Genomic DNA, 23,712 nt, shown 5'->3' on the forward strand with positions numbered 1-23,712 from the left:
AGACCGCTCGAAAGCGGTCTCTTGAATGCTTAATTTAAATTAAGCTGATTTTTTTACAGCCTCTAAAAGCTCGTTTTGACGATTTTTAAGTGCTGCAGGTAAACGGTCACCTAACTTGTTAAACAATTCAGTATGACTTTCAATCTCTTTGATCCATTGATCTTTATCTTGAGATGTTACAAGATCAAATTGCGCTTTAGTAAAGTCAGAACCTGTCCAGTTCAATTGCTCAAATGTTGGAACTAAGCCAATCGGTGTTTCAACTGCATCTGCACGACCTTCACAACGGTCAATGATCCACTCAAGCACACGCATGTTTTGACCAAAACCAGGCCATACAAAGTTGCCTTCAGCATCACGACGGAACCAGTTTACGTTGTAAATACCTGGCAATTTGTTGCCAGCAGCTTTTGCTTTCGCACCTACTTCTTCACCCAGTTCTAACCAATGAGCGAAGTAATCCGCCATGTTGTAACCAGCAAATGGCAACATCGCAAATGGATCACGGCGAACAACACCTTGTTGACCTACTGCCGCAGCAGTTGTTTCAGAACCCATTGTTGCTGCTTTATATACACCATCTACCCAGTCGAATGCTTCTGAGATTAAAGGTACTGTATCCGCACGACGTCCACCGAAGATGAATGCAGAGATTGGAACACCAGCTGGATTTTCCCAATCAGCATCAATAGAAGGGCATTGACCCGCTGCTACAGTGAAACGAGCATTTGGATGAGCTGCTTTTTCACCAGCAACATGTGGTTGACCTTTCCAGTTGGTTAAGTTTGCAGGTGCTTCTTTTGTTAAGCCTTCCCACCAAACTTCGCCATTGTCGGTCACCGCAACGTTGGTATAAATCACATCTTTGTGAAGTGTTGCCATACAGTTTGGATTGGTTTTGGTATTTGTTCCTGGTGCTACACCAAAGAAACCAGCTTCTGGGTTGATTGCATATAAGCGACCATCTTCACCTGGTTTAATCCAAGCAATATCATCACCTACAGTTTCAATCTTCCAACCTTCATAACCTGCTGGTGGAATAAGCATCGCAAAGTTGGTTTTACCACATGCAGAAGGGAATGCTGCTGCGATGTAGTGTTTTTCACCTTGAGGATTTGTCACACCAAGGATAAGCATATGTTCAGCTAACCAACCTTGTTGACGACCCATAGAAGATGCGATACGTAAAGCAAGACATTTTTTACCTAATAATGCATTACCGCCGTAACCTGAACCATAAGACCAGATTTCACGCGTTTCTGGATAATGCACGATGTATTTTTCTGGGTTGCAAGGCCAAGCAACATCTTTTTGACCTTCTGCAAGAGGCGCACCTACTGTATGTACGCAAGGAATAAAGTCACCATCTGTGCCAAGTACATCATAAACAGCTTTACCCATACGAGCCATTTTACGCATACTTACAGCAACATAAGGAGAATCAGTAATTTCAATACCGATGTGTGCAATGTGAGAACCTAATGGACCCATTGAGAATGGAACCACATACATTGTGCGGCCTTTCATTGCGCCATCAAACAAACCGTTAAGACGAGCACGCATTTCAGCAGGAGCTTCCCAGTTGTTAGTCGCACCAGCATCTTCTTGTTTTTCAGAACAGATGAATGTACGACCTTCAACACGAGCTACGTCAGACGGATCAGAATTCGCTAAATAAGAACCAGGATGTTTTTCTTGGTTCAATGCTTGCATAGTGCCGTTAGCGATCATCAAGTCGATATAACGTTGATTCTCTTCTTCGCTTCCGTCACACCATTCAATTTTTGCAGGTTTAGTTAATTTAGCAATTTCTTCAACCCAGGCAATGAGCTTAGGATGACGAACGAATTCTGGTGCGTTCACTTGGGTCATGGTGAGGCCTATCTAAAATATGTACAATTTTGTGTACAAATAACAACCTGAATGAAGTGGTACAACATTCAAATTTAAGTAAGAAAAAAAGTGGACGTATTAAAACATATATTCATAAAAAAAATAAGACTAAAGGCTTAAAAGATGCTTAACCTAAGGGGTGGTGTAAGTGATTGATTTTTAGTGTTTAAGTGGAATTATTGGTTGATATTTAACACTATTTAATAAAGCAATGAGTAATATTTTTATTGTAAATAATAATAATTAACAATAACTTGAAAATAAGAAGCTGTAAAAAATTATTATTGATTTAATAAATGGGTATAATTCGAATTTTACATAAAGGTGCTTTTATTTGCTTAGAAAATCGACGAAATTAGAGCAAATACTTCACAATAATCAAACTTATGGATACAGATTTAAAGCCTCTTTCGATGATTTACAATGAAAAATCAGGTTTTCATGCAAATCACAAAGATGAGGTTTACGAAAAACTCATGACCATCTGGACTACACATGGTTTTGAAATACAGGTTTTTGATATCAGTGCAGAAGGCGATATTCAGACCTTAATGAAAAAAATCTATCAACGACATGCACAATATTCAAAACCCGGGGTTATTGTTGCGGCAGGTGGTGATGGTACGTTGAATGCTGTTGCATCGCAAATGCTTCATCAAAATATTCCGATGGGTATTTTGCCATTAGGCACATTTAATTATGTAGCACGTGCCTTGAATATTCCATTGAATCTGCTTGAGGCAGCTCATGTTATTGCGACAGGAGAACCACGTGCATCCCACATCGCATGTATCAATGATCAAATTTATTTAAACAATGCCAGTTTGGGTTTGTATCCGTTATTCATCAAAAAAAGAGAGGATTACAATCGGCGTTTTGGACGTTTTGCTTTAAATGCATATACTTCAGGCTTGGATGTACTGATTCGAGACCGCAAAGAACTCAAACTCGAAATTGAGGTGGATGGACAAAAATATCCAGTCAAAACGCCTTTAATCTTTTTTGGAAATAATCAACTACAACTTAAAGAATTAAATTTACGAATTTCCAAATGTGCTGAAGTGGGAGAGATCGCAGGGGTGGTGATCGCAAAAGGGGATAAGGTCACTTTATTTAAAACACTATTTCAGACCATTCGAGGAAAATTAGAAAAAGCATCAGATGTGTATAGCTTTGGTGCAGATAAAGTGATTGTGTATTCGAAAAAGCCTAAACTAACGGTTGCGATTGATGGAGAAATTGTGTCAATGGATACACCTTTGAACTTACATGTAGAGAAAAATGCTTTAAATATTATGGTACCTGCGCATGCTGCTACATCTATCTGATCTGCATTTTGGAACAGAGCGTCAAGCATGTATACAGGCGATTCAGCGGTTTTGTGCACAGCATCAACCAGAAGTTGTAGTGGTGAGTGGAGATCTGACTCAACGTGCTAAATTTAAAGAGTTTTATGCGTGTAAGCAATTTTTAGAATCTTTAAAAACGCCATATTTTGTTGTCCCAGGTAATCATGATATTCCGCTTTATCATGTATGGAACAGGGCATTTCGACCTTTTGGTCTGTATCAATTATTTTTTGGCAGTTTAGAGCGGACATTGTTGACTCAGCATTTTTATTTGATTGGTATGAATAGTATTCGCCGTCGCTATCATACACGCGGGCATATCTCATTTGAACAGATAGAAAGTGTCAATCAATTGTTGATGGATGCGCCAGACAATAAATTAAAAATTATTGTCAGTCATCAACCTTTTTATACATCGAATGAAGATCATCATTTAAAAGATTGTCCGGCTTTAGGACAATTTGCAATCAAGGAATGGGGGCAGCATCAGCTCTATGCTTTATTGCACGGTCATTTACATCTCGTTGCAGTCTATGATTTAAATCAAGCATTTACTTTAAATTTATCTCATCCTGTATATGAAGTGCATGCAGGTACTGCTGTGTCTCGTCGTTTGCATAAAAAAATCCCAAATAGTTTTAATGTGATTCATGAAAACGGTACATTTCAACACTATTTTTTTGATGAACAATTACAAGAATTTATTGCTCAATAATGAAAAAATCGGTTGAATTTTTTGACAATCTGACGTGAACGAATAAAAAAAATACAAATTAGATAAATTTTTTTTAATTTTCCCCTTGAAGCGTTTATTTCCATCCCCACAAATGTGACATACAAATATTTTGTCGATGACCTAGGAATAAGAAGTCATCTTCCCTGAGTAATCAATGACATTTAGACGATGTCTATGGAGTTTTATATGAGCAACATTCGTCCATTACATGATCGCGTAGTTATTCGTCGTGTTGAAGAGGAAACAAAAACTGCTGGCGGTATTTTACTTCCAGGTTCTGCAGCTGAAAAACCAGCACAAGGTGAAATCATTGCTGTAGGAAATGGTCAAATCACTGACAATGGTGTGCGTGCATTAGACGTTAAAGTTGGTGATAAAGTATTGTTCGGTACTTATGCAGGTACAACTGTAAAAGTAAGCGGTGAAGAACTTTTAATTATGAAAGAATCTGACATTTTAGCGGTACTTGAAGGTTAATTCAGACCGAGATGGTGTGTTGTTTTTGATCAATTAAAAACAATATGCCTCATCCACTTTTAAATTAGATGGTTAAAGAATAAAGATTATTGGAGTTAAGCATGTCAGCTAAAGACGTAAAATTTGGTGATTCAGCTCGTTCAAAAATGATTGCGGGCGTAAATGTACTTGCAGATGCAGTTAAAGTAACTTTAGGTCCTAAAGGTCGTAACGTTGTTATTGATCGTTCTTTTGGTGCACCACACATCACTAAAGATGGTGTAACTGTTGCAAAAGAAATTTCGTTGAAAGACAAATTCGAAAACATGGGTGCGCAATTGGTTCGTGAAGTTTCTTCAAAAACCAATGATATCGCGGGTGATGGTACTACAACAGCAACTGTACTTGCTCAAGCAATTTTAAATGAAGGGATCAAATCTGTAACTGCAGGTATGAACCCAATGGATTTAAAACGCGGTATTGATCTTGCTGTTAAAGCTGTTGTTGAAAATATCAAAGCAACGGCTAAACCAGCTTCTGATACCAAGGCGATTGAACAAGTTGGTTCGATTTCTGCAAACTCTGACGAAACTGTGGGTAAATTAATTGCACAGGCGATGGAGCGTGTTGGTAAAGAAGGCGTAATCACAGTTGAAGAAGGTTCAGGATTCGAAGACGCACTTGACGTTGTAGAAGGTATGCAATTTGACCGTGGTTATATCAGCCCGTATTTTGCAAACAAACAAGATACTTTGACAGCTGAACTCGAAAATCCATTCATCCTTCTTGTTGATAAAAAAATCAGCAACATCCGTGAATTGATTACAGTTTTAGAAGCTGTTGCGAAAACAGGTAAGCCACTTCTTATCATTGCTGAAGATGTTGAAGGTGAAGCACTTGCAACACTTGTTGTGAACAACATGCGTGGCATCATCAAAGTGTGTGCTGTTAAAGCACCTGGTTTTGGTGACCGTCGTAAAGCAATGCTTCAAGATATTGCGATCTTGACTGGCGCTACTGTGATTTCTGAAGAAGTGGGTATGTCTTTAGAGCAAGCTTCTCTACAAGATTTAGGTACTGCGCACAAAATCACAGTATCTAAAGAAAATACAGTGATTGTAGATGGTGCTGGTGATGCAAATCAAATTGCTGAACGTGTAACTCAAATCCGTGCACAAATCGAAGAATCAACTTCTGAATACGATAAAGAGAAACTACAAGAACGTGTTGCTAAATTAGCAGGCGGTGTTGCTGTAATCAAAATCGGTGCTGCAACTGAAGTTGAAATGAAAGAGAAAAAAGACCGTGTAGACGATGCACTTCATGCAACTCGTGCTGCGGTTGAAGAAGGTGTTGTTGCAGGTGGTGGTGTTGCGCTTGTCCGTGCTGCTAAAGCGCTAGACGGTGTTGTTGGTGCAAATGATGACCAAACTGTAGGTGTAAATATCCTTCGTCGTGCGATTGAAGCACCACTTCGTCAAATCGTTTCTAACGCAGGTGATGAGCCTTCGGTTGTGATCAATGCTGTGAAAAATGGCGAAGGTAACTTTGGTTACAATGCTGCGACTTCACAATATGGCGACATGTTAGAAATGGGTATCCTTGATCCTGCAAAAGTAACACGTTCTGCACTTGAACATGCTGCTTCTGTTGCTGGTTTAATGTTAACAACTGAATGTATGATCACAGATATTCCTGAAGATAAACCTGCTATGCCTGATATGGGCGGAATGGGTGGTATGGGCGGAATGATGTAAACTGCTCATATATAGTTTAAGTTATTGTAATTTAATAATATTTAAACTGTATTTTTTAAACTTACTCATAATGTTACTCACATTCGAGTTTGTTACAAAAAAGGTCACAAATTTTATTTGTGACCTTTTTAATTTTATAGATCTACTAGATCTCTTAAAAACTAAAGTCATCATATTAGATAAGGATTTAACTATTGGATGAATGAAAATATTGAAAAAAACGCCTGAGAAAAATCAGGCGTTTTGATTTACAACAATAGCTATTTCATTCTGACGTAAGAATGGAGTTTTCCTCATGAATAATACAGGAAAGGACATAGCTATTAAGCCAGTAATTTTTACGTCCATCTTTGATTGGTCTTGTCACACGACCAGTTTTAATTCGATCATATAGCTCCTTTTCTGAAATATTCATGCGCAAAGCGAATTCGGCAGTAGATACTCGACGTTCGGTATTAGTTAGGTCTATGGATACAGCCATTAAATATCTCCTTCAATAAAGTTTTAAGAGAAAAACTCTTAAAATAAAGACTAACAAAATATAAAAAAAAAAGATGAGATATATGCGAAAAATAAAAAATATGAGATATGTTTAAAAAATCAAAAAAAGACTTATTTTTTTATTATGTCAGTAAATAATCTTTTGTTAGTTTTAGGTAATAACAATGTTGACTGCTTATCTCATTTAAAATAAATGAGATAAACGTATACTGCTTTATCTTTTAATCTATATTTCTATTTAAAGGGATTTTTAGGATCAGATAAAATCGCATTTTTCTTATCGTTAAAGTTTCTACTTTGCTCTGAAAATTTAAATTCTTTAGTTTCTGATTCTAAAAATAACTCTTTTCTAAAATAGTTTTTAATTTGATACAGCTCAATCATTTTAAGTGTAATATCAAGATAATTCATTTCAATATTTTGTGATTTAAAAAATGATATAAGCGCACTTCCAAGAAAAAATTTCTTATGATTCTCTTGCTTTCGATCTTTTATCTTTTGTTTTTCTTGTCTGTAAGAACTATGAAATGAATTTTTGATTTCATCATGTGCTTTTTGTTTTATTGAATCAGGAATTTTTTTATTGTAATTTTTTAGCATTTTTAATGCTATTTTTAATCTTTCATCAGTCTGAGAAGAAGGATCTTCATATCTACTAAAATCAACAATGTCATTTTCAATATCAGAGCGATCACTCTTTGCGATTGTGCAGATAGAGTCCATTAATTCTGCTAATCTGTTTAATTCTAAAATTTTGTGATCTTTATTTTTTAATTTTCTTATATCTTCTTCGGTAAATTGATTTACAGGTTTAGATTGAATCAATTGAAGTACCAACTCATCTGAATGAGTACGTTTTGCTATCTGTCTTAAGTGTTTTTCAACTCTTAAAGTTATTTCATTCACTGTTAATTTAACTCTACCCATTTTTTAAACCTTCTGTATTTAAGAAAATGTTGGTATATCACAGAGTCTTAAAAAAAATCGCCATATGTTGAGTTTTTCAAAAAATACTACTCTTCTGTTAATTTGAGCTGTTAATTTATGGCTGTTAATAGTGGGGTAGATAAAAAATCTTTTTTGCGAATGCAAAAAAGATTTTTTATATCTCGTATCCGTGTCTTTTAAATTTCGCTTCGCTCTCATTTAAAAGACACTACTTCTCGTGCTGCGCAGCCCTGTTAATTTTTAAGTCTATGATTTTTAATGGTTATAGGGTGTTACTCTTATTTTTAATTGGTGTTACTCATATTTTTAGTAAGTGTTACTCTAATTTAGTTAAGCTGTTACACGTATTTTATAAATGTCTTATGTGAATGTTTTTATTTATAAAAATTGATATTTTTTGATTTTTATTGTCTGTTACTCTTATTTTTGGGTTTTGTTACTCGTGCAATTTTATTAAATGTGTGTTTTTTGATCTAAATTTAAGTTTTTTTCATTTTTCTTCACGAAACGAATCATGAATTTTTAAAATTTTGTAGGATCCGATATTCCAGTTAAATTAATATCGGAAGTAAAAATGTATTATTTTCATTTAAGTCATAACGTTAAAGGTAATAGTCAAATAAAATTGAGTGACGGTCATTCAAAGTATCGACTATCAAAAAGTGCCTATCACTATATTACTCGCACCTTATATTTTTCTAAGCATAAAAGTGAGATTGAAGAGCTTGAATATTGTGCTTCATATCATATGCCAGCTTGGGTCGATAATCATCCCGATCAGTTTTGGTATGCAGCAGATCAATATACAAGTGAGACTCGACGAACCTCATCGCATATTACAATTGCTTTGCCAAAAGAATTGGATAAAAATCGGCGTATTGAATTGTCTGAAAAATTAATGCATGAATTTTGTGGTCAATATAAAATGCCATGTACCGTAGCAATTCATAATCATGTTGCAGCACTGGACGGACAGTCAGAACAACCACATTTACATTTATTATTTTCTGAAAAAAGTATGTTGGATAATATTCAACGTTCGCCAGAACAGTTCTTTAAACAATATCGTCAAAAAAATCCTGATAAAGGTGGTGCATTAAAAATCACAGCAGATGTGCTTGGATTTCGCCGTAATATATTATTCCACTACCGAACAAAAACTGAAAAAATAATAAATGAATTTTTAGAAAAATATGCACCAACAAAAAAGGTAGAAATCTATGGTATTCAATTAGAAGTGAGTAGTGCGGTGTCATGTTTATCTAATGAAGATTATACTAAAAAATATGGAACTAAATTAAAGGATGTACCTCAAATTCCTAGGCATTTACTGTATAGCACGGATCCTGAAGATCAAGACAAGGTGGCAGAATATAGAAAAGAGATTCGGGAAATTCGTCAAAACAACCTGTGCGAGCTCTATAAAAAAGAGTATGAGCTTGTGCTGGCTAAAAAACGTGAACAGGAAAAGGCGAACAATCATCATCGTGATCAATCGAAACATCTAGATTTCGACTTTTAATATATAGATGAAAAAACCAAAGTTTGTTATCTCTGTTGTGTCAGTTGAATGGATCTAATCAGTCTTTGTTAAACCTGTGATTTAATCAAATGATCCGTTTATGAACTTCATATAAACGGATCATTTGAAAAATAGATATTCGTTTGATTTGATCTATTTTTTTAAATAATTTTCCATTTGTAGTTGTTCAAGCATGTGCCAATGATAGCGCTCATGTCCTGCAAAATTCTGTTTGATATAGGCAATATGCTGAAGAATCCGCTTTTGATATTTCAACAGTTGTTGAATACGTTGATCATCATAATCAATATCTACACGTTGCTGTCTAAGCGCCTGATAAAAGCAGCGGTAATTGAGATCCATATTTTTTAACGTTTCATTTGATGCGGCAGGATGGAGTGGCTGGCTTAATCCTTTTACTGAATAGGATTCACGCGTGACAAAGTCAGGGCGTAGACGGGATTCTTTTGCTACTTTTAATGTTGGTTTAAATGTATTTGATTTAACCTTGATATTTTGAAATGCCTGTTGAATTGAATTCATTAACATGGATGAATGGATGGCTTGGGCAGAGTTCTGCAAGGATGGTGGGATTACAACTGGATCAGAAGAGGGAACTACTTCGGTAGGCTGATTGTTTTGCCCGTTATTCAGCGTGATGAGTTGTTTTAATTTCTTATAGTTAATTGTATAGAAATTGGTTTGTAGCCATTTATTTTGTGCCAACTTTTCAATCACAAGAATTCCAGCTTGTTTTAACTTAGCTACAATTCTTTTAATCGTTGATACGCTATACACGCCAAGCGTCGCTTGCCATTGCTCGTAGCTATGGAACCAATACTTTTTTCCATTAAAAATTTTCCCTTCGTTATTTTCTAAGCAATAATGCAATTTCTGTAGAAAATTGGCGGCCGCAACACCATACGCTTTTGCAAGCGTAGGCGAAGCAATTAAAGGATAGTCTCCCGAAATCAGGAGATTGTTATTCTTCTTAGCCTGGGACATGACCAGCTCCAAACAGCACACGTTGTGCGCGTTCAATCAACTTGTGACGTTGATGCGTACGGAATGCCCATAGAGAGGAGAGGTTGTTATTTTGATTGAGCTTTGCGACTTCAAGGATTTGTTCATCATTCATTTCATTCATACATTCACGAATGATTTGATGTGCTTGTTCAAGTTCTTTGAGCAAGGAGTTTGCAGTATCAACAGCGATATAGAGGTTGGCGAGTGTCTGACGCTGAGGGTTTGAAATAGATTTACCGAGTTCAACAATCAGTTGAGAGGCTTGTTTTTTAGGTGTGCAAGTGTTTGCACCATGAAGAATTGCGTTCATAGCAGTAGTCCTAGATAAGTTTAATTACTTACCGCCATCACTTGTCACAATGAGGGTGGCAGCTTTACAGGGGTGACAATACTGAATCTAGGATCAGCCAACCTTACGGTTGCCCTGTCAAGCTGCCATAACGACTGCTAAACAGTAGACAAAAAAATTGCCGCTAGTGCGACATTAATTTGCACCTAGGATATATCATGTTCTCACGCCTGTACACAGATTTTGCTGTGTAGAATTAGCTTAGCTGTGTACACCTTAGGCTGTCAACGATAAAATCTGTGGTTTTTACATATCTTAACATTAATAAGCTGTTGATTATACTGGAGATATAAAAAATTTCTGACGGCTGAGATATTGTGAGCATGTAGGTTGATTGACGGCTGTTATCGCTCAGTATTTATTCGCTTTTATATTTGGGTGAATCAGCAAAGTTGTTAACAGAAGATGGTAAATCATAAAAACTAGGATGATTATTTAAAACAATGAGCTGAATTTATCATGACCTCAATAATATTTAAGACTTTCATTAAGCTTTCTCTAATATGAATGGGTTGAATCAGGATATCACCAATAGCTGTATTGAATAAGGTCATAAAATGATAAGTCCAATCTGAATCTTAGCTAACATGACTAATCCCATTTCATCAGTCCAAATATTTAAAGGTATGGTTGGGAGATTTATTAATTCATTTTATTGTTTCATTTTAATAAAGAAGAACAGACCATTTTAGGCTTATCCATGAAATCAAAATAAGCCAATCGATTGGTTTAATTTGGTCTAATCGGAAAAATCAAACACTTAGATTAAATTTGTTTATTCCTCACTGATCGTCCAGATTTTAGTATTGCTAAAATTGACTAAAGCGCTGGATAAAATTAATATGGGCTCGCTGGCCTACATTGCCAGTCGGTTTTGACAGACCGTCCAACACAAGAACATTAAGGGACTTGTCCTTTAGTGTTTATCCCCTCGTGCCCCTCTGCGGTGGAACGGGAGGGGGACGTCTTCGGACGTGCTGGATTCTTGTGTTCCAGTCTGTCAACCCGCTCTCGTTCTGCCACCATTATTTGACAGTAATTGGTAGAACTTCTTTAACACAAGGAGCTTCTCATGCTGTATCTATCTTTTCTCATTTGTGCCTCGCCACCTGTTCAACCTTGTTGTGCCTTTCAACGAGGACTATACGGCTAATTTAATTTTTAGGCTGTATTAAAAACTTTTAACAAGAACAATCCAACGGTGGATGGCTAAATCACGCCTATAAAAAAATAGATCTTTTTATATTTATATCTGCTGGTGATTGTGAATTGCATTGAACATGCGGGAAACAACCATGACTGAATTAACGAAACCCAAAATCATTCCAATCGAAAACCGTCCACAGAAATCCAAGCTATTTTTAAAATGTGTGGTCTTGCCGGTTGTGATCTTCCTCATTGTCGCCAAACTCTTTTCCTTTGGATGGTTTGGCTATTTTTTCTTTGGCTTTGACCTATTCTGGTTTGTAATCATCTACTACCTCTATGAATATGGAAATACCTATTTTGACGGAATGACCGAACAACTGAAACGTCAGGGTGAAACTTTTAATTATCAAAACCGTGGCGTCTGGATTAACTCTCAGGACAAAACCATGATCCTGTTTGATCAGCCTGATCAACGTCTAGTGAAATATCCTTTTGACTACATCACTTCTGTTGGACATTACAATCTGGTTGAAGATCGCTTTAGAACGACAACCACTGTGATCAGTAATCCAATGATGGGAACCCATGTTAACCGACAGGTCCATCGGTCACCGATGAAACGTGAGTTCCAAGTCAATATTGGAACACGGGATCAATTTAAGCCGAATTATAGTCTTAAAGTGTTATTCCCTTGGCGTAGTCCAAAAATGGCCAGTGAAATTCGCCAGTTACTCTCGGCTGACCATTATCAATAACAACAATATAAAAATTTAAGGCAGTCAATCATGATGATTTCAAAATCGTTCATGCCATCAGTTCTAATGATGGCAATCAGTACAGCAATGGTCGGGTGTGGTGGTGGTTCGGGTGGAGATTCAAGTTCATCCAATGGCGGTGGAACGGGCAATCCTGATAATGGCAATACCAATCCTAAGCCCGTGACCTGTGCTGAAAACCAATATCTAGAAGAGGCTATATGTAAAAATAAGGCAGTGCAGAATATCCAGTCACTACCATTCAGTACGCTGATTCAAGGTCAAAGCTATCCATTATCGCTTCAGACAGATCAAGGTCTGGCAGTGACTTTTAGCAGTAACACCCCCAATATCTGTAATGTAAGTGGTAATGAACTCAAAGCTTTAAATGTTGGTCAGTGTACTCTAGCACTGACACAGGCAGGGACAGCAAAAGTTCTACCATTGAATAGCAGCATGACCGTTAATGTGACTTGTGCTGCCGATCAATATCTAGAAAATAATGTTTGTGTAACTAAGGCCAAGCAAACCATTACCCCACTTAAAATGAAATACATCCTGACGGATAGTGTGTATTCATTGGATGCTGAATCCAGTGCCAAACTTCCTGTCAAAATCAATAGCCTTTCTTCAGCAACCTGTACTTATTCTAATGGTGAACTAAAGGGGATTGGTGCGGGTGCATGTACCCTTAAACTCACCCAGGAGGGTGATACCAAAACACTGGCAGCAGAGAGTAAGACCATCAGTTTCGATGTGTTTAAAGCTTCATCCATGAGCGATGCTCCTGATATCAATAACTGTTATGCAGGCAAGCTCAGTGCAAAGTTTAGAAATGAATTTTTAAATGAGCTCAATACGGTTCGTGCCTTGCATGGGCTGCCAAGTATTACATACGACTATGCCCGTGAAGATGAGATGATGCAGACGGCACTGATTCTTGCGGCAAACAATATCTTGACCCATTATCCCGAAGCGAACACAAACTGCTATTCAGATATTGGTGCTGTAGGTGCAAGGACCAGCAGCCTTGAGATGGGGGTAAGACAGAATAAATATGACTATTCACCTGCCGAAAGCATTAAAAATATGGTGCATGACAAACTAAACCTGTTTGCAGGAGATGTGGGGCATCGACTCTGGATGCTCAATCCATTCTTACAAAAATCAGCATATGGTTCAGTCAATGCGCCATCATTTAAGGATACCCGATTCTCTTATGTGGTTGGTACGTCCTACAAAGTGGTTTATCCCTTTAATAATGCAACCACTGCACCACTCGGTGTGATTGCCTATCCCTACCACAATTATCCAGCCAAATATTATATGGCGGGGGCAATTCTCTCGATTTCAGTTTTAACTGATCAAAAGAATTTCTTTGCCAATCGCAATGTGGACTATGCCAAAGCCACTGTTACTGTCACAGAACGAAGTAGTGGGGTTAAACAAAAGATCAGCAATATCCGCTATGAAAATATCGGTGTCCCCAACCATATCCAGTTTAACTTTGACGATTTGAAATTGAACGTGATCTACGATGTCAAACTCAGCAATGTTCTGGTGAATGGTCAGCCTAAAGAATATTCCTACTGGTTTAATGTGAATGATCAATAATAAGGATAAGAATCAGATGAAAAAATTAATACTTCACCTTGTTGTAGCCATTGGTATTGTAGGGATCAGTTCAATAGTATTTGCTGAAACCAAGAAAGTGAACCTGTCAGCCGGGTTGAACTATGTTCTGTCCCAAGTAGCGACAAAAGGAGATAATAATCAAAGTAACCATAATATGGGGATGCTTTACTACTTAGGAAAGAAGGGGGTGCCTGTAGATCATAAAAAAGCGGCTGAATGGTTTTCCAAGGCAGCAGTGAATGGTTTTGCTCCTTCACAGTACGCATTAGCAGTCATGTATTTAAATGGAGATGGTGTATCACAGGATGCAGAAAAGGGCGTTACCTTGTTGCAAAGTGCTGCACGGCAGGGACAACCTGAAGCGGTCAAGTTATACAATACATTGCAGGCTAAAGCACAGCAGCTCAATGTCGTTCAAACGCCATCAGTACAAACAGCCACAACAGCCATTAAATATTATGATACATCCAAGCTTGAACCTAAAAACTTTAAGCAGGTGGTACTTCCTAACCTAAATACAGATACCGTTGCTCGAAGTTTTTATAAAGTGACATCATCTAGAGAAAGACAAAAAGATGATTACTGGGGGAGTGGCAAATACTATTATGTCAATAAGCCAAGTGACTTGGATGATCTCACAGATGCTGTAATCAGTATCGCGCCTATTTTTACTTACCAGAATATGCAGGGGGAAGCCCGTTATTTAGTCCCTGTGGAAGTGACTTTAGCAATCGAAGGGAGGATAGAAACTTCACATGCTACACGAGGCACTTTGGAATTATATCTCTTTAAAAAATTGGACAATGGACAATTCCAAATGATTTCAAAAACAGCTCAAGGGGGAATTGAAAGTATTGAGGGATATGGTCGAACCTCATGGAATGCTCAAGAATTTAAAAAGAACTTACAAGCTTTTGGAAACAATACACTAGGAAGCTATACCATTGATGGTTATTACGGCAATGGTTATGGGGAAAGCGTATGGTCACTTCTTCTGTTAAATGAGGACGACTATATTGTTGAACAAATGTTTGAAGAAGGAAAAATTTCAGAACAACCGGAGTACGGCTATTCTTCATCAATCAAAGTCAAGAAAAATGGACAACCATTTTATCCATTCCAGATTCATTATCAGGGAACGGATATGAACGACAATAATCGGATGGTTAAAGTAAATAAAATTGTACTTTATCAGTATGACAGTAAGAGTAAGTTTTACTCAAAGTTGAAATAATACTCTTAAATTAGAATAGCTATATTGATGTTTATCCTCCTGTTTCTAGGTATTAGGAATTGGAGGACACTATAAGAATGAGGAAATATCAGTGAATATTAAACCAATCAGAAATGATGATGATCTTACTAACGCTTTTATTCGCTTAGAAAGCATCTTTCAAGCAGAGGAAGGTACGCCAGAAGCCAAGGAAATGGAAATTTTAGTTGTCCTTATTGAAGCTTATGAAGATGAATATTATCCAATCAAAGAATGTATGTAAAAGAATCCAACCTAGAGCAACATTAGCAACCAGAATTATGCTCAAGATACCGAAATTAAAAAAAGCGAATCGATCTGGATGATTCTTCTATTAAATGAAGATAACCATTGTATCTATAAGGGGCAACAAAGCCTAATTCACTCCACATAATCGGATTTTGCTCAATTTATTCTTTCTCATAGATCAGTTTTGTTAAGTGGAAAAAACTGAAATAGATTGATTATAGAGTGTAAACATGATTTTATCAACCTATACAATATTACTAATATCAATTATATTTTATGAATTGAATACTATTTAAGTTGAAGAAAGAAAGTGGTCGCAAATCAGATGCTAAGAAAAATTTTTTATAAAAAACAAAGAAATGAAGCACCTCCTCTGAAGGTTGTTTGGAATACGGATAAGAATGATTTTTATAGATCATTTGATGGTATAAATATGGAATGTATTAATGAAACATATCCTGAAGGATTTAGTATTGGAGAAGTTGATCCAGATATAATTTATAATAACCTTGTATCCGCATCTAAAATATATAATATTGATGACTTATGGAGAACTGCAGATAATTCTAAGGTGTTAGGAGTGTTAGAGCATTGGTATAGAAATCAAAAATTAACACCACCAATATTAGATGTTTATGAAAACAAATTAGTACTGATTGGAGGGAATAATAGATTTAATGTTGCTAGGTTATATAGTGGTGAAGATATAATTTTTATCACATCTATTAATAATAAGATGGAAATTTCAAATATACTTAATAATAATGTTAAATGGATGTAAGTTGAATAATCTTCTTCTTATAAAATGGTTAAGGTAACACCTTATTATACAACTAATAAATAATAGATTCTTAAATATGAAAACAGAAATACAAATCTTTGAAATTTTAGAAAATTTGTGTCGTGAACCAGGATTTTTAGAAGTAATTAGCTTTCTTAGTTGGAGAGATACTTTTATTCACCAAACTGGAGAGCATCTAGATGTAGAAGACATCTTAAAGAATTTTGATTATAGCAAACTATCTCGTACTGAGTTGTCAACTTTGATTGGGCTTGCTTGTAAACATGGTGTTATCGAGAAAAAGCTTTCTCAGAACGAGCTGTATGATTATGCTCAAAGGGTCGACACCTTAATGCATGAACTTCATATGGCTTTAATGGGAGGAAACTTTACTCTTAATTCAATAATGAATGATCCGCATATTTTTAGAAGTGGGTCAGTATTAAGAGAAGCTATTTTCTATGCTGGAGATGGAGCATACAAGCATCAATATCGGGATTTAGCTAAAATCAGATATGCTCCGGATAGCCAGTGGTTGAAAGAAAATAAAGGTTTTACAATAGATGAAGTGATAGAAGTTTTCAATGCAATTGATAAACTACATATTATTAAGGCAAACAGCATTGATACAAGAAAAGAATGTTTTCAAAAAATATTTCAATTTAACTATAAAGAGCTAGCAGGTCAGTGTGGACTTGAAAATAATACTATAGAGGCAGTGATTAGTGCCTTTTCATCACTACCTTGTGAAGGAATGCAGGAATTCAATAGTATTGATGATTTTAATCATAGGAATGCTTTCCCAATTATTAATCTGAATAATGGTGAGTTTATAAGTTTTCAATCCTATAGTCTATGGGAATCCTTATATGAGAGTCCTTTCTTTTGGTTCAATGATGATAAAGCTTATAACCAAAATGCTGTAAATAATAGAGGTGCTTATACCGAGGATTTTTCTGAAAATAGATTGATCACAGTATTTGGAGCTGACAATGTTTATAAAAATGTAAATATACATAAAGGCAAAAAAATAATTGGGGAGATTGATGTTCTCGTCATTTTTGGAACATATGCTTTAATCATTCAAGCAAAATCCAAAAAGTTAACTATTGAAGCTAGGAAAGGAAATAGCCAGAAACTAGAAGATGATTTTAAAAAGGCAGTCCATAATGCATATGACCAAGCACTAGAGTGTAGTCAATTCTTAATGGAAGATGATATTTTTTTTAAACAAGGTGATGAAGCCTTAGATCTAGATATACATAAGATAGAAAATATAATTCCTATATGTATAATTTCTGATTATTATCCAGCTTTAGCAGCACAAAGTAGAGAGTTTTTAAAAGTACAGACTACTTCAAAAATTAAATATCCATATGTAATGGATGTTTTTTTACTTGATCTTATAGCAGAGATGTTAGATTCGCCTCTTTTCTTCTTAGACTATTTAGAAAAAAGATGTAGTTTTGGAGCAGATTTAGTATCTAATCATGAGTTAACTACCTTATCGACATATATTCAGCATAACCTGTATTTTAATGGAAACCCTAATTGTATTATGCTTGAAGATAGCCTCTCTAGTGAGCTTGAACTTGCTATGCTTGCTAGACGTGAGGGATTTGAGACCGAAAGAACTCCCAACGGTATATTAACAGTTGAAAGTAGATATAAGTTTATTGGTGGTATAATAAGATCTATAAAAAATTCTAAATCACTAGAAAAACAAAAACTGGGAGTTTTAATCTTATCCTTAGCTGAAGATGTTCTGGGACAATTAAATCATAAGCTAGGTCAAATGATAGAAGCCTCTCGTTATGGTAAACCGCATAGTGACATTGTTATTGGCATTTCAGAGAGTAAAACTGGTCTGACTATTCATTGTAATGATATAGAGTTTATTCAGGCATCGACGCAACTTATAGAGTATTGTGATTTAAGAAGATATTCCACAAAAGCAGATTCATGGGTAGGAGTAATATACAGCCCTTCAAAAATGGAAATAACTTTTGTTACTTATAAATTTAGTCCTTGGATGCAAAATGATCAGATGGATCAGAAATCACAAAAGATGCCAATGAAAAATATCCCTGTATCAAAGCCTAATAAAAACTTTGTGCCATTTAATACACGAATGGGGCATTCAGTTAAAATTGGTCGAAATGAACAATGTCCTTGTGGAAGTGGAAAGAAATATAAGAGATGTTGTTTAGAATAAACTTTAAAACTAGTATACGGTACACGAGTATTTAAGATGTTCTGTGAATGCTAGTACTTCCACTGACATCAATATCTTAACATACATATTCTAGGGTATAAGCAGGAAATAGTTTTACCACCACAAATGTATTGACAAGCACCTAAGTTGTACTGGCTCAAATCTGATCAGACAGTTACCCATTTTTTAATGTGTCTGCCAGTTTAAATTTGAGCTAAATTCTTCTCAGCCTAAACTCTCTTTCCATCAAGTAATGTTTCTAGCGGTGTTCGACCACAGCACATTTTGCCTTGATGCGTTCGTTCAGTATTATAGAATTTTAGCCATTCGTCCAGATCAGACTGCAAATCTTCTAGAGTACTATACAATTTTTTCCTAAAAGTAATTTGATAAAACTCCTGTAAGATTGTCTTGTGGAAACGCTCACAAATCCCATTCGTTTGAGAGGATGCTGCTCTGGTTTTCGTGTGATCAATATCATTAATCGCTAAATACAGCTCATAATCATGTTGTTCTACCTTTCCACAATATTCTGTGCCCCTGTCTGTCAGAATACGAAGCATAGGTAAGTTTTGAGTTTGATAGAATGGTAGAACCCGATCATTCAACAAATCAGCAGCTGTAATCGGCGTTTTGGTTGTATAGAGCTTGCAATGAACAACCTTGCTGTAGGTATCAATAAATGTTTGTTGATAGATGCGTCCAACACCTTTGAGATTGCCAACGTAAAACGTATCCTGTGCACCCAGATAACCTGGATAGGCTGTTTCAATTTCACCACAAGCTACGTCATCTTCATGCTTACGTTCAAGTGCTGCAATCTGATGATCATTCAATTCAATCCCATCTCGTGCTACTTTGGCTTCCAACGCTTTTAGTCTTTTTTTAAAGTTCTCAAGCTCATGGCGGAACATATTTTAAAATTATCCCAAAAATTGTCCGCAGGAAATGGGGAGAAAAGTGGGTAATTGAAACCTTGAGAAGTCAAGAAAGGTAGATTTTTTGAACTTTTTTTGATCTGATTTATTGGCTGAAAGTGACAAATATGTTTAAAAAGAAGTTAACTTGTTTCTGAGTCGACTTTTTTTGGTGGGGAGTATTTAAGTAATTGATTTTAATTAAATAATTTTTATGAGTTTCACATAAGAGATTTATGTAAAATAATAGTTAAAAATTAAATGTGAATGTTAGATTATAGACAATTTACAAAGCATAATTAATTTTTAATTATATTTTACTTATATGGTAAAAATGAATAATATATTAAAAAAATATTGAGTTTTATAAAATGATAAAATGTTTTTTATCTCATAGTTCTAGTGATAAATCATCTTATGTTCGACATATAGCTGAACATTTAAAGAGAGATTCTATAGTTTATGACGAAATGACTTTTGAACCTGGTATGGATCCAGCAGAAGAGATTTTAACTAATCTAGAAAAGAGTTCTCTATTTGTTATTTTTCTTTCAAATGAATCTTTAAACTCTAATTGGGTTGTTAAAGAAATTGAAATAGCAAAAAAGTTGGAAGAGCTGGGATCTTTAAAAAGAATTTTTCCGATTATAATTGATAAAAACATTTCTTATACTGATCCTCGAATTCCTCAATGGATGAAAGATACTAAGAATATCCAACCAATTCTTTCTCATAAAGTTGCAATTAGACGAATTAAGGAGAGAATACGAGAGTTATCTAAATCTATTCATCCTAATTTAAAAGATAAAGATGAAATTTTTGTGGGAAGAAATGATAATGAGAAACAAGTTGAAATTAGACTGGATGATTTTTATAAAGATCCCGTCATTTGTTTTATTGTTTCAGGTCTTCCAGGAGTAGGGAAAAAAGCATTTATTAGATATGTTCTTAAAAAAGCAAATGTTATTAAAAGCTATTATAATTTCCCAATGATTTCATTAGAATTTAGTAATAGTATTGAAGACTTCATATTAAAAATAATTGACTTGGGTATTAGTGATGCTGATAAAAGTATAAATTTATTAAAAATGAGTATGGATGATAAAATAAATTTAGCTGTTAGTATTTTAAAAAATTTTCATAAACAAAATGAAAGAATAATTATAGAGGATCACAGTGTTATTATTCAGCCATCAGGTTCAATAGCACCGTGGTTTGAAGAAATTATAAATAAGCTAAAACATACAGAATATTTAACTTTCTGTATTGTAGGAAAGCATAGACCATATTTTAGTGCAATAAAAAGTGAATCATTTTATTCACAAGATATTCCTGAATTAAGTAAATCTGAAAGAAGTGGTTTATTAAAGCGTTATGCCGATTTCCAAGAGTTGAATCTTCAAAGACAAGACCTTATGTTTTTCTCTGAAATTTTTACTGGATTACCAGAGCAGGTTTTCTATGCGGTTGATTTAATTAAAAATGAAGGGTTATTTCCAGCAAAGAAAAAAAGTCATTCAATACAAGAATTTGCATCAAATAGGGCTAAAGTAATTTTAGCAGATCTTGATGGATTTCAAGATAAGCTGGATTTATTGTATTTGATATCGAAATTTGATTTCATTAGTTATGATTTTCTTTTTGATATTGTAGATGAGAATCAATTTTATCCAATATTAGAGGAATTTTTATTTAGCTCAATATGTGAGAAACTAGGATCAAATGGTGATTATATTCGAGTTAATGATGTAATTAGAGAGTATATTTTAAGAAATAAATTTGATACCAATAAGGAATTTAATGAAAAATTAATGAATCATGTTTGGGGTTTATTAAAAAGTGATAATCTGGAAAATACAGATTTGTCTGATATTAACTTTGCAATTCAAATAGCTCTTAGTCAAGGAGAGAAACTACCAGAAAACCTTCTAATACCATCATATTTTTTGAAAACTATAATTAAATTATACAATACTAAGGGTACAGCAAACTATAGAGAATGTATTAAATTGGCTGATCGTATTCTGGAAAGTTCTCAATATATGGATGAATTAATAATTCAAAAAATATATTTTATTAAGTGTCAAACTTTAGCTAGACTAAAAGATAAAACTCCATTCTTTGAAAATGTTAAAAACGTAAAAGAACCAGATAGATCTTTCTTATATGGATTTTTCTATAGACTTACAGGAAGACCTGAACAAGCAATTGAAAGCTATAAACGTGTACTAGAGAAGAAACCTAATGATTTAAGAGTTCAGGCAGAATTAGTTTTAGTATATATGCAAAAGGATATGCATGATGAAGCTAGCAGTTTAGCTGAGCGTATATACAATAAATATTCAAATAATGTAGTACATATAAATAATTTTTTATCTTGTTTACTGCATAAAAAGAAACAAGATATAGATTTTTTAAAGATAGATAAAATTATCGGCGAATTAGATGCTATTGATTCAGATAGGGCTAAAGAAATGAGTGCATCTGCTAAAGCTCAAGTGTTAGCGAAAAAAGGGAAATTTGCTGATGCATATGAAATTTTGAAGCAAACAATTTTAGAATTTCCTGATATTACCTACCCTAAGTTAACTTTAGCTGATTTAGCTATTCAAGAACGGAACATCATTCAATTGAGTGAAGCAATAGATTTGTTAGAAAAAAATTCAACTAAATATGATCAAAACCATCGATCATATATTAGGTATAAAGCAATTTTATTAACTTTAAATGGTAATTTTAACGATGCAGTTCAATTGGTAGAAAGGGAGCTAAAAGACAATACTAGTAATCAATATATCAATGAAATATTGACTAAAGTTGAAGCTTTTAAAATATAATTTTTAATATAATTTTATTAAGTTTCCTAAAATTAAAATAATAAATTATTAAAAATAAATTTATTATATTGCGATGGGAAGCCCAGTTTAAACAAGCTGGGCTTCTTAGTAGATCATGTATACAATGCGCTTATTTTCTCAATAATTAATAGACTTCTTGCGAAAGTATAAAGTGTTTATAATAGCTTAATGCAATATGAAAATTTAACAAAATTCGATGATATTGAATTCAAGCGTCTAGTTGGAGTGACACGCCCCTTATTTTCTAAAATGATTCTTGTTTTAGAAGAGGCTGAACGTTTGAAGAAAAAATCTGGTCGCCCTCACAGCTTAGTACTAGAAGATCAATTGTTATTAACATTGAAGTACTTACGCTCTTATAGTACTCAGCTTGAATTGGCTGCTGAATTTGCAATAGCTGAAAGCAATGTCAATCGAACCATCCAAAAAATTGAGAATGGGCTTGTACAGTCTAAAGTATTTTCCTTACCAAAAAGAAATAAGGAAATTGCAAATCATGACTTTGTTATTGTAGACGTAACAGAATCAGCGATAGAACGTCCTAAAAAAACAAATGCAGTTCTATAGTGGTAAAAAGAAAAAGCATACATTTAAAACTCAAATCATTTTTTGCCCTAAATGCAATCAAATACTGAGTATTCAGATAGATACAGGAAGAGTTCATGATTTAACTATTGCTCGACGCCATGCAAAAGAATTTTCTCAATTTGTTTGTATAATGGCAGATTTAGCCTATAAAGGTTTTAAGGAAATTAAGGGTAAGTTGTTAATTCCAATAAAGAAACCGAAGAAAATGCAATTACCCAAAGAAGCTAAACGAATAAATAAAGAAATAAGTCGACGTAGAATTTCAATAGAACATATTAATTCAAAATTAAAGACGTTTCGCATATTGTCTCAGCGCTATAGGAATAGACGTAAACGCTTTGGTTTAAGAATGAATTTGATAGCAGGATTGATCAATTGGATGATTAAAAAATAACTTTCGCAAGAGATCTAATAAATCATGTTACATAATTATTTAATAGAGGGAGCTTGGGCTTTCAGTCCATTTTTTCGTTCTTTTTTAAGGACCGCTGATCCATAATACTGGTAATGATCATAATTGGAATACCAATAAGCAAAAATGCAATGTTCTGTAGGGTTTCATTCAGTTTTTTTGCATGCGAAAACTTCTTTAAGAGCTTAATTATCGATGAATACTATATTTAATACTCCAGCAAATAACCACATTTTATATTTGTTTCATTATATCATTGCATATTTTTTGATATGTTATACGCTCTTCTTTATGGCAAAAATGTATAAAGCCATATTGCAACCCTAAGTATAGTCATCGGTATTAATTTTTTCAATTATTCAAT

General features: G+C 34.6%; 18 protein-coding genes and 1 pseudogene. 13 read left to right on the forward strand and 6 right to left on the reverse strand.

Going from position 1 to position 23,712, the window contains the following annotated elements; all coding sequences use genetic code 11:
* Positions 1-39: 39 nt before the first annotated feature.
* Entirely contained in the window at positions 40-1,872 is a 1,833-nt protein-coding gene (locus tag AAV97_RS15250; protein WP_004828335.1) for a phosphoenolpyruvate carboxykinase (GTP), read from the reverse strand.
* 407 nt (positions 1,873-2,279) lie between these two features.
* On the opposite strand from AAV97_RS15250, the gene AAV97_RS15255 reads away from it, so the two are divergent.
* The 4 genes from AAV97_RS15255 to groL all read left to right on the forward strand — a co-directional run bounded on the left by AAV97_RS15255 (position 2,280) and on the right by groL (position 6,191).
* On the forward strand, positions 2,280-3,221 hold the full coding sequence (locus tag AAV97_RS15255) for a diacylglycerol/lipid kinase family protein (protein WP_046760984.1): 942 nt from the start codon (positions 2,280-2,282) through the stop codon (positions 3,219-3,221).
* Complete coding sequence (locus AAV97_RS15260) at positions 3,202-3,957, forward strand: metallophosphoesterase family protein (RefSeq protein WP_005030697.1); 756 nt, start codon at positions 3,202-3,204, stop codon at positions 3,955-3,957. Before AAV97_RS15255 ends, AAV97_RS15260 begins: the two co-directional genes overlap by 20 nt.
* 207 nt (positions 3,958-4,164) lie before the next feature.
* Positions 4,165-4,455 carry a co-chaperone GroES gene (locus AAV97_RS15265; RefSeq protein ID WP_004828341.1) on the forward strand — a complete coding sequence of 97 codons (291 nt, stop codon included), beginning with the start codon at positions 4,165-4,167 and terminating at the stop codon, positions 4,453-4,455.
* Positions 4,456-4,556: 101 nt separating this feature from the next.
* Positions 4,557-6,191, forward strand: a complete 1,635-nt coding sequence (groL, locus tag AAV97_RS15270; protein WP_004828344.1) for a chaperonin GroEL — start codon at positions 4,557-4,559, stop codon at positions 6,189-6,191.
* Between the two features lie 265 nt (positions 6,192-6,456).
* On the opposite strand, the gene AAV97_RS15275 is transcribed toward groL, so the two are convergent.
* Both AAV97_RS15275 and AAV97_RS15280 read right to left on the reverse strand, forming a co-directional pair.
* Positions 6,457-6,672 (reverse strand): hypothetical protein, encoded by a 216-nt coding sequence (locus AAV97_RS15275; RefSeq protein ID WP_004996635.1) that lies wholly within the window; start codon positions 6,670-6,672, stop codon positions 6,457-6,459.
* 254 nt (positions 6,673-6,926) lie between these two features.
* Positions 6,927-7,619 (reverse strand): hypothetical protein, encoded by a 693-nt coding sequence (locus AAV97_RS15280; protein ID WP_046760985.1) that lies wholly within the window; start codon positions 7,617-7,619, stop codon positions 6,927-6,929.
* Positions 7,620-8,214: 595 nt separating this feature from the next.
* Here AAV97_RS15280 and AAV97_RS15285 point away from each other — a divergent pair.
* Entirely contained in the window at positions 8,215-9,162 is a 948-nt protein-coding gene (locus tag AAV97_RS15285) for a MobA/MobL family protein (RefSeq protein ID WP_046760986.1), read from the forward strand.
* Positions 9,163-9,315: 153 nt separating this feature from the next.
* On the opposite strand, the gene AAV97_RS15290 is transcribed toward AAV97_RS15285, so the two are convergent.
* Positions 9,316-10,167: a hypothetical protein gene (locus AAV97_RS15290; protein ID WP_046760987.1), complete on the reverse strand. Its 852-nt coding sequence runs from the start codon at positions 10,165-10,167 to the stop codon at positions 9,316-9,318.
* On the reverse strand, positions 10,154-10,498 hold the full coding sequence (locus AAV97_RS15295) for a hypothetical protein (RefSeq protein WP_046760988.1): 345 nt from the start codon (positions 10,496-10,498) through the stop codon (positions 10,154-10,156). Before AAV97_RS15295 ends, AAV97_RS15290 begins: the two co-directional genes overlap by 14 nt.
* A gap of 1,334 nt (positions 10,499-11,832) precedes the next feature.
* Here AAV97_RS15295 and AAV97_RS15300 point away from each other — a divergent pair.
* The 6 genes from AAV97_RS15300 (at position 11,833) to AAV97_RS15325 (ending at position 18,573) form a co-directional block, all read left to right on the forward strand.
* The gene (locus AAV97_RS15300) at positions 11,833-12,441 is read left to right on the forward strand and encodes a hypothetical protein (RefSeq protein WP_046761067.1); all 609 of its coding nucleotides are present in this window, start codon (positions 11,833-11,835) and stop codon (positions 12,439-12,441) included.
* Between the two features lie 30 nt (positions 12,442-12,471).
* Positions 12,472-14,055, forward strand: coding sequence for a CAP domain-containing protein (locus tag AAV97_RS15305; protein ID WP_046760989.1), 1,584 nt, complete (start codon positions 12,472-12,474; stop codon positions 14,053-14,055).
* Between the two features lie 16 nt (positions 14,056-14,071).
* Positions 14,072-15,310 carry a tetratricopeptide repeat protein gene (locus tag AAV97_RS15310; protein ID WP_046761068.1) on the forward strand — a complete coding sequence of 413 codons (1,239 nt, stop codon included), beginning with the start codon at positions 14,072-14,074 and terminating at the stop codon, positions 15,308-15,310.
* A gap of 91 nt (positions 15,311-15,401) precedes the next feature.
* Positions 15,402-15,572, forward strand: coding sequence for an XRE family transcriptional regulator (locus AAV97_RS21235; protein ID WP_046760990.1), 171 nt, complete (start codon positions 15,402-15,404; stop codon positions 15,570-15,572).
* Positions 15,573-15,887: 315 nt separating this feature from the next.
* Positions 15,888-16,358 (forward strand): hypothetical protein, encoded by a 471-nt coding sequence (locus AAV97_RS15320; RefSeq protein ID WP_046760991.1) that lies wholly within the window; start codon positions 15,888-15,890, stop codon positions 16,356-16,358.
* A gap of 76 nt (positions 16,359-16,434) precedes the next feature.
* Positions 16,435-18,573: a YecA family protein gene (locus AAV97_RS15325; protein ID WP_046760992.1), complete on the forward strand. Its 2,139-nt coding sequence runs from the start codon at positions 16,435-16,437 to the stop codon at positions 18,571-18,573.
* 230 nt (positions 18,574-18,803) lie between these two features.
* Here the strand turns inward: AAV97_RS15325 and AAV97_RS15330 are convergent.
* Positions 18,804-19,481, reverse strand: a pseudogene (locus AAV97_RS15330) (integrase core domain-containing protein); the annotation flags it as partial.
* Between the two features lie 380 nt (positions 19,482-19,861).
* On the opposite strand from AAV97_RS15330, the gene AAV97_RS15335 reads away from it, so the two are divergent.
* Both AAV97_RS15335 and AAV97_RS20965 read left to right on the forward strand, forming a co-directional pair.
* A complete protein-coding gene (locus AAV97_RS15335) occupies positions 19,862-22,327 on the forward strand; it encodes a toll/interleukin-1 receptor domain-containing protein (RefSeq protein ID WP_046760993.1) in 2,466 nt (821 codons plus the stop codon).
* A gap of 189 nt (positions 22,328-22,516) precedes the next feature.
* Positions 22,517-23,330 (forward strand): IS5-like element ISAbe15 family transposase gene (locus AAV97_RS20965; RefSeq protein WP_416202234.1). Its coding sequence is split into 2 segments (ribosomal slippage): positions 22,517-22,903 and positions 22,905-23,330, totalling 813 coding nucleotides; the frame shifts between segments, so codons are not numbered across the junction.
* Positions 23,331-23,712 lie beyond the last annotated feature (382 nt).

Source organism: Acinetobacter sp. Ag2 (assembly GCF_001005515.1).
Lineage (GTDB): Bacteria > Pseudomonadota > Gammaproteobacteria > Pseudomonadales > Moraxellaceae > Acinetobacter > Acinetobacter bereziniae.